Origin of the sequence: Synechococcus sp. H55.11 (assembly GCF_047462475.1) — a bacterium.
Classification (GTDB): domain Bacteria; phylum Cyanobacteriota; class Cyanobacteriia; order Thermostichales; family Thermostichaceae; genus Thermostichus.
Genome location: NZ_JANSJI010000235.1, coordinates 1 through 967, shown reverse-complemented (window position 1 = coordinate 967; position 967 = coordinate 1). Strand labels below are relative to the sequence as shown.

Below are 967 nucleotides of genomic sequence, written 5' to 3'. Positions count from 1 at the left end.
GGCAACCACACCAAAATGAGGGACAACGCAAAAATCAGGCCCGGCAGGGCATAGGGCAAGTCCACAATGAAGCTGAGCAGCGCCAGCAGCCGTACTTTCAACCGGGTCAGGGCATAGCCCAAGATCGTCGCCATCCCGCTGCAGAGCAGCGCTGCTCCTCCCGCCAAGCCCAAACTGTGCAGCGTGGCGCGGCGGGCCCGCTCCAGCTCAAAAAGAACCAGGCGGAAATGCTCCAGCGTCAGGTTAGACCAGACTAAGGGCAGGCCATAGGCCCGCAGCAGGGCAGTTGCAGCCATGGCCAGCAAAGGCCCGAGAATGAGCAGCAAGGCTGCGGCGAAGAGGATCCCGCTGAGCAGCCAACCCAGCCAGCCCAAGCGATAGGGATCCGGAGGGGCCTCGCCTGGATCCAGCCCCTCCTGAGGCTGCTGTGACCAGGCCAAAAAGAAGAGGGCCGGCAGGCCAAAGAGCAACGCCAGCGCCGCGCTGCGCCCAAACCCATCCCCGCCGAAGTTGATCACCTCTTGGTACAGCAGGGTGGGCAAAGTCAGGTAGCGTCCTGGGATCCCCAGCAAGGCCGGGATCCCGAAATTGCCCCAGGCCCCCAGGAAGGCCAGCGCCGCCGCTGCCGCCACAGAGGGCCGCAACAGGGGCAGGGTGATGAAGAGCCAAACCTGCAGCAGGTTTGCCCCATCCAGTTGGGCCGCCTCCTGAGCTTGCCTGGCGAGCCGGCTCAAGCCCGCCACCAGCGTCAGGTAGGCAATTGGCAGCACAAAAAGAGCCAGCAGCAGAATGATCCCCCCCGGCGTGTAGAAGCTCCACAGGGATCCCTGCTTCCCCAAAATCCAGCGCAGCCCCTGCTGCAAATAGCCCACCGGCCCGGCCCATTGGATCCAGGCCAAGGCCAAAACCTGGGGCGGAACCACGAGGGGAGATAAAAAGAGCACCCGCAGGATGCCGCGGCCCGGCA

The 967-nt window shown here is 64.3% G+C and carries 1 protein-coding gene; it reads right to left on the bottom strand.

The window, feature by feature from the left end:
• Window positions 1–967, bottom strand: a 967-nt coding sequence (locus NW853_RS09565; RefSeq protein WP_414348899.1) for an ABC transporter permease, incomplete at both ends; no start/stop codon positions are given.